Source organism: Staphylococcus sp. HMSC067F07 (genome assembly GCF_001837405.1).
Taxonomy (GTDB): Bacteria; Bacillota; Bacilli; order Staphylococcales; family Staphylococcaceae; genus Staphylococcus; species Staphylococcus capitis.
Genome location: NZ_KV832242.1, coordinates 24,107 through 30,705 on the forward strand (window position 1 = coordinate 24,107; position 6,599 = coordinate 30,705).

Genomic DNA, 6,599 nt, shown 5'->3' on the forward strand with positions numbered 1-6,599 from the left:
TCCCTCACATAGTTTATTGATTAAACATAACGTGCTGTGAAGTATTCTTTAACATCCTCAGGTAATCCTGCAGCCGCTTCTTTATCTAAAATAACATTTACCATGCGGTGTGCTTTAAGATCTGCTGGCTCATAACTAGATTTACCGTTTTCACGATAAAGTTTTTCAATAACTTCACGTTTATTACTACCTGTAACAACTAAGAAAATTTCTCTAGCTTCCATAAGACCTTGACGTACACTTACATCTAACTTGCCACTTTCATCAATTGAAAGAACTTGAAGGATTAATTTACCTTTATTTTCTTTAGTTTTCATTTTATCTGAAATAAAATCAATTGCATCTTGTTCGTAAGAAATTGAATACACTTGGCTTTCAGGTACACCTAATGCTTCATAATAAGATCTATTATCATCATAATCTAAAATATTGATTTGGCTGAAATCTACAGCATGCGTATCTACATTTTTCTTAAGTTCATCTAATACAGGTGCGTGATCTTTTTCTAAGTGAAAACCTGCAATTGTAGTTGGATTATTATTAAATTGTTTACGAATAATATCTGCAGCATATTCTGCTACTCTTTCACTATTTTCAAATACTTTAAAGTTCATTGCCATATTAATTACACTCCTCTAAGTTTGCTCTTTACATAGAATGGTTGATATTAATTTCAAGTATACCCTTTTAAACAATTTATCAAACCAAGTAAATTCAGTTTAATGTTAGTACTTCATGATTAAATATAACATTTCTAACTAAATGATGACATTTATATATTTTTAAAAATAAAATTTAATTATGAAAGATTTGGAAATTCTTGTTGTCTTAAAGCTTCATAAATTAATAGTGCAGCCGTATTAGATAAATTTAATGATCTAATTTTATCGCTCATTGGTATTCTTAAAGCGGTATCAGCATATTTCTCTTTTACCCAATCAGGAAGCCCAGTTGTTTCTCTTCCAAAAATAAAATAATGATTCTCTAATGTATTAGAAAAATCAAAATCGCTATAAGTTTGTTTGCCAAATTTAGTTAATAAGTAATAATTACCTTTAGTGCTATCAAAAAATTCTTCAATGCTTTCATGATATGTAATATTTACATGCTCCCAGTAGTCTAACCCAGCTCTTTTTAACATTTTATCATCTGTACTAAAACCTAAGGGTTTAATAAGATGTAAATGTGTGAAAGTACCAGCACATGTTCTAGCTATATTTCCAGTATTAGCAGGTATCTCTGGTTGAAATAATACAATATGATTTGTCATATTCAGTCTCTCCTCATGTCCAAGCCTTTTTTCATTTCTACTTGAACTTCCTCTATTTCTTTTTCATAATTTTCATTAATAAAAGCCTTTGCGTCTTCACCTTGAATTTGACCTATAGCCCAATAAGCTGTACCTCTAATCATAGGTCTAGGATCATTAAGTGCAACTTCTTTTAGTTCTGGTATAGCACTTTCCTCGTTAAAATGCGCTAAAGCTAGAATTGCGTTTCTTTGTATAGGTTTTTTACCTCGCCACGCTCCAGCCAAATGACCATAAGTGTTCTTAAACTCTTTATTACTCATTTGCAACAAAGGAACTAAACGTGGTTTTAGGATTTCCGGTTCAAGTACTATATCATCATGTTGAGTATTAATACCTCTATTTTTAGGACACACTTGTTGACATGTGTCACAACCATATAAACGATTTCCTATTTTATAACGGTATTCATCTTGTAGATAACCTTTTGTTTGGGTTAAAAAGCTTATACATTTTTGACTATTCAACTGACCATTACCTACTAATGCACCCGTAGGACAACGATCAACGCAGATTGTACAGTCTCCACAACTGTCTAAAATAGGATCATCTGGTTCGAAAGGTATACTCACTAACATTTCACCTAAATAAGTCCAAGTCCCCAATTCTGGAGAAATAACAAATCCATTTCTACCAACAAATCCTAATCCTGCGCGTTCTGCTACAGCTCTGTCTGAAAGTACACCAGTGTCTACCATAGACTGTATCTCGACATCGGGTACCTTTTCTCGTAGAAATTCACTTAATTTATCAAGTCTTTTACGCATAATTGTATGATAATCTTGACCCCAAGAAGCTCGCGCAAACATGCCACGTCGATCACCTCTTACACTTTTAGGTGCACCTTTTAATTTATTTGGGTAACCTACAGCGATTGCGATAATGGAACGCGCACTCGGTAAACTTAGTTTAGGTTCAGTTCTTAGAGCGATGTCTGATTCTTCAAATCCAGATGCAAAACCTTTTGAATGATAGCTTTCCAATTTTTGTTTTAGCTCATCAAACGGATCTGCAGTTGTGAAACCTATACTATCAATGCCAATCGAATGGGCATAGTCGATAATCTCTCTTTTTAACTGCTTGTAATCCACAAGCTTTGCCCCCTCACATAAAATTACATATGTCATTTTAACACATGTTTAAATAGGATAACGTTGTGAGTTTTTATTTTTCTAAAAAAAAGATAGAACTGAAATCAATGACATAGTGAAAGATTTCTACGTTCTATCTTAATTTAAATATCAGCTTATTATAATACACGAGATAAGAAATTTTGAGTTCTTTCTTGTTGAGGATGTTCAAAAATTGCTGTTGGCTTACCTGATTCCACTACAACGCCATCTGCCATAAAAATCACTTTATCACTAACTTCTTTAGCAAAGTTCATTTCATGCGTAACAATTACCATCGTCATTCCATCTTTAGCTAAATCTCTCATTACTTTTAATACATCTCCTACAACCTCCGGGTCTAACGCAGATGTTGGCTCATCAAATAATAAAACATCTGGTTTCATGGCTAATGCCCTAGCGATGGCAACCCTTTGTTTCTGTCCTCCAGATAATTGATTAGGATATGCATCTGCTTTATTCTTTAAACCTACCTTATCTAATAAAGCTAAAGCGGTATTTTTTAACTGCTCTTTATCCCCTTTAAGTAACATCTTAGGTGCTAACATAATATTATCTATCACTTTTTTATGAGGAAATAGATTGAAGTTTTGAAATACCATCCCCATTTTTTGACGTAATTCATCTAAATGAACATTTTTATGAGTTAAATCATTACCTTCAAAAATAACTTGTCCTTTCGTAGGTGTTTCAAGTAAATTCATACAACGTAACAACGTACTTTTACCACTACCTGAAGGACCTATAATAGCAACTACTTCTCCTTGAGAAACTTCTAGATTAATATCTTTAAGAACTTCATGATTTCCAAACTTTTTGTTCAAATTTTTAATTTTAATCACTAGCTTTCATTCTCCCTTCAACTAAACTCATGATGCGTGATAATGCAAACGTTAAAATAAAGTATAGAACTGCAGCAACGATTAAAGGTGTAAAAGGATCGAATGAAATACCTTGAACAACTTGAGCATTAAACATAATTTCGCTTACACCAATAGTTGAAACAATCGATGATTCTTTAATAAGCGTAACAAATTCATTTCCTAAAGCTGGTAAAATATTTTTAATCGCTTGAGGCATAATGACCGACTTCATAGTTTGAATGTAGTTTAAACCTAAACTTCTTGCTGCCTCCATCTGACCCTTATCCACAGCATTGATACCTGCTCTAATAATTTCTGCTATGTATGCTGATGAATTTATGATAAGTGCTATTGTTCCACATATAAGTGCGGAAACATCTAAGCCAAGTGCTGCTGTGGTACCAAAGAATACAATAAATACTTGTACTAACATTGGTGTTCCTCTTAAGAATTCAATATAAATACTTGCTAATCAAGATAATGGTTTAAATTTATTTATTTTCAATAATGCGATAAAAGCACCTAGTATAGAACCTAAAATAACGCCTACTAATGAGATTAAAATAGTGTTTTTAATTCCTTTAATAAAGAAACTTCCATATTTTGTGAAGAAATTCCCATCATCTTGCATATCCTGAGCAGCTTGATTCATATACTTATCAATGAGGTTTTTGTTGTTTACTTCATCAATAGTTTGATTTAAATGCTTTAGTAAAATTGGCGAATTTTTGGGAACTGCTATACATGTAGGTTTCTTTTCTTCATTAAATTTTACATTAGCGAATTCTAATTCAGGATTTTGTTTTAAATACGCTTCTCCTACTGGTTTTTCGACAATTGTTCCTACAACTTTACCACTTTTAAGAGCTAAAATTGAATCAGGTAATCGATTTAGAGAGGATACTTGACTATCTTTTATTTCATTATGAGCTATTTTCTCTTGATCAGTTCCTTTCTGAGCAGCAATTTTCTTACCTGTGAAATCTTTCAAATCTTTATATTTATTTTTATCTGATTTTTTAACTAACATTACATTATTTGTCATCATGTACGGCTCGGTAAAATCTACTTCCTTTTTTCTTTCCGGTGTTGTAGTCATACCAGATATAATGACATCAATTTTTCCAGTTTTTAATGCCCCTAATAAACTATCGAATTGCATATTAATAATTTTTAACTTCAAATGATTATCTTTGGCTATTTTCTTCGCTAGCTCAATATCGACACCTGCATAATCAGTTTTACCATTTTTTATTTTTTCAAATTCTAAAGGTGCATAATCAGCAGATAATCCAACACGAAGTTCACCACGTTGTTTAATCTTGTTCCAATTAGAATCTTCTTCAGCACTAGCAATTGGATTTATATATGTAATTGCAGAGCCTAGAAGTAGTGTAATGACTATAAGAATTTTAATAATTTTGTACATACTTTAAGAGCCCTCCTAAATAAATATACATTATTATACATAATTACTTATAATAATGCAATTTAATTTTGAAGAAAGACAAAAAAATAAGCAATGTTTCAATAGATACTACCATGAAACATCGCTCTCATGCATATAATAATTTATTCTTTTGGTATTTCAAATTTATAGATTTCATCGCTATATGAATGAATAAATCTTTTGCATAAATGATGTATAATAAACGCACCAATAAATGGAACAACAAAATAACCAATTATCAATAAAATAATATTGAAAGACGTATCACCAGACATTCGATTAAGCGCATTAATCGGTCCAACTAGACCTGTATAACCAAAACCAGCTGACAATGGTGTCCCCTTAATATTTAAAAGATACGCTACTATACCACAAATAATCCCATTTAGTGTTAAGGGAATAGCAATAATTAAGTTCTTCAAATAGACAGGTATCATCATTTTAGCTGCACCAATTAATAGGACCAAATTGACACCGATTGAATTGACTCTTAGTGATCCAAATAAAAACGTTACACATGCTGCTACAATACCCATATTTGCAGCACCACTACCTAAACCAGTTAAACTTATAGCAGTAGCTATCGCTACGAGGGAAATAGGTGTAACCATCAATAAAGAAAATGTCACACATATAAGGATAGACATTAATAATGGGTTTAATTCTGTAAAGCCATTAATGAGTCTACCAATAGATTTAGTAATGATTTGAACATATGGGAGTGTCATTAAACCTATCGCTCCACTAACTACGGGTACTAATACCGGTAGTATAATCATTTCAAATGAACCAAGTTTACCCTCAAGAAACATATAAATGGCACAAGCGATAACGACCACAATAATGACATTAATAATATCTCCTATCCCTTTTAAAGCTATGCCACCATTACTAAACTGTATAGCTCCAGAACCTAATATAGCAGAAGTACCTATCATTGCAGCTCCTGCTCCTTTAAATTTAAATTGATGCGCCGCTAACACACCTATTATAAAAGCCATAAATGATTGAATAACAGTTACTAATTGGAATATAGTTTCTAATAAGTGATTTCCTTCTTTAAATAACTTGAGTAATTCACCTAATAATGCATTAGGTAATAGAGCAACAACTACCCCCGCCCCTACAGCATTTAATATATTGTTAAAAAATGATTTTCCACTAAATTGAGATTGACTCATGATGTACCTCCAACAATTGCATTAGATTAATAGTATTATAGATAAGTATGATTAACAATAACTAAATTTAGAAAAAGTAAAAATTTAAGGGTGTTTTAGTATTTTTTTATTTTTCAGGTTAATATCTTCTTTAACACATTAAGTTCTGATAATCATATTCGTATTTATTATAGTATTAAAAAAAGAGTGAAAACGTTGATTTAACAACATTCTCACTCTAAAAGTTCCTAAAAGAATATAAAATTATACCGGTGGTCGGGATCGAACCGACACTCCAAAAAGGAACGGGATTTTGAGTCCCGCGCGTCTGCCAATTCCGCCACACCGGCTCAATAGATAAATAAAAAACTTCCCTATGGAAGCATATTATGGAGCGGAAGATAGGACTTACACCTATACCTCGTTCCGGGAAGGAACGTGTTCTAAAAATTGAACTACTCCCGCTTAATATTAAATTATATGGAGCGGAAGATAGGATTTGCACCTATATCTCATTCCGGGAAGGAATGTGTTCTAAGAGTTGAACTACTCCCGCATATAAAAATTAATGGAGCGGAAGATAGGACTTGCACCTATACCTCGTTCCGGGAAGGAACGTGTTCTAAGAGTTGAACTACTCCCGCATGATATAAATTAATGGAGCGGAAGATAGGACTTGCACCTATA

Annotated in this window: 5 protein-coding genes, 4 tRNA genes and 1 pseudogene; all 10 read right to left on the reverse strand. The window is 32.4% G+C overall.

Annotation, left to right across the window (positions count from 1 at the left end; all coding sequences use genetic code 11):
- Window positions 1–20 precede the first annotated feature (20 nt).
- The 10 genes and pseudogenes from HMPREF2706_RS11745 to HMPREF2706_RS11785 all read right to left on the reverse strand — a co-directional run bounded on the left by HMPREF2706_RS11745 (window position 21) and on the right by HMPREF2706_RS11785 (window position 6,556).
- On the reverse strand, window positions 21–620 hold the full coding sequence (locus HMPREF2706_RS11745) for a 6-phosphogluconolactonase (protein ID WP_002453580.1): 600 nt from the start codon (window positions 618–620) through the stop codon (window positions 21–23).
- A gap of 179 nt (window positions 621–799) precedes the next feature.
- Window positions 800–1,270 (reverse strand): tRNA (uridine(34)/cytosine(34)/5-carboxymethylaminomethyluridine(34)-2'-O)-methyltransferase TrmL, encoded by a 471-nt coding sequence (trmL, locus tag HMPREF2706_RS11750; protein ID WP_023350044.1) that lies wholly within the window; start codon window positions 1,268–1,270, stop codon window positions 800–802.
- 2 nt (window positions 1,271–1,272) lie between these two features.
- On the reverse strand, window positions 1,273–2,436 hold the full coding sequence (gene queG, locus HMPREF2706_RS11755) for a tRNA epoxyqueuosine(34) reductase QueG (protein WP_087671673.1): 1,164 nt from the start codon (window positions 2,434–2,436) through the stop codon (window positions 1,273–1,275).
- A 122-nt stretch (window positions 2,437–2,558) separates the two neighbouring features.
- Window positions 2,559–3,281, reverse strand: coding sequence for an amino acid ABC transporter ATP-binding protein (locus HMPREF2706_RS11760; RefSeq protein ID WP_064212285.1), 723 nt, complete (start codon window positions 3,279–3,281; stop codon window positions 2,559–2,561).
- Window positions 3,274–4,731: pseudogene (locus tag HMPREF2706_RS11765) on the reverse strand (ABC transporter substrate-binding protein/permease). The gene HMPREF2706_RS11760 and the pseudogene HMPREF2706_RS11765 overlap by 8 nt, the downstream one beginning before the upstream one ends.
- A gap of 143 nt (window positions 4,732–4,874) precedes the next feature.
- Window positions 4,875–5,933, reverse strand: a complete 1,059-nt coding sequence (locus tag HMPREF2706_RS11770) for a PTS sugar transporter subunit IIC (protein WP_002434721.1) — start codon at window positions 5,931–5,933, stop codon at window positions 4,875–4,877.
- 246 nt (window positions 5,934–6,179) lie between these two features.
- Window positions 6,180–6,262 (reverse strand) — tRNA-Leu (locus tag HMPREF2706_RS11775).
- Window positions 6,263–6,302: 40 nt separating this feature from the next.
- Window positions 6,303–6,377: transfer RNA gene (locus HMPREF2706_RS12270), tRNA-Gly, on the reverse strand.
- A 16-nt stretch (window positions 6,378–6,393) separates the two neighbouring features.
- Window positions 6,394–6,468, reverse strand: a tRNA-Gly gene (locus tag HMPREF2706_RS11780).
- A 13-nt stretch (window positions 6,469–6,481) separates the two neighbouring features.
- A tRNA-Gly gene (locus HMPREF2706_RS11785) sits at window positions 6,482–6,556 on the reverse strand.
- Between the last annotated feature and the right edge of the window lie 43 nt (window positions 6,557–6,599).

Bases quoted from the DNA above. Each gene is read 5' to 3' on its own strand.
- trmL (WP_023350044.1), bottom strand. From the start codon at position 1,270: ATGACAAATCATATTGTATTATTTCAACCAGAGATACCTGCTAATACT.
- HMPREF2706_RS11770 (WP_002434721.1), bottom strand. From the start codon at position 5,933: ATGAGTCAATCTCAATTTAGTGGAAAATCATTTTTTAACAATATATTA.
- queG (WP_087671673.1), bottom strand. From the start codon at position 2,436: ATGACATATGTAATTTTATGTGAGGGGGCAAAGCTTGTGGATTACAAG.
- HMPREF2706_RS11745 (WP_002453580.1), bottom strand. From the start codon at position 620: ATGGCAATGAACTTTAAAGTATTTGAAAATAGTGAAAGAGTAGCAGAA.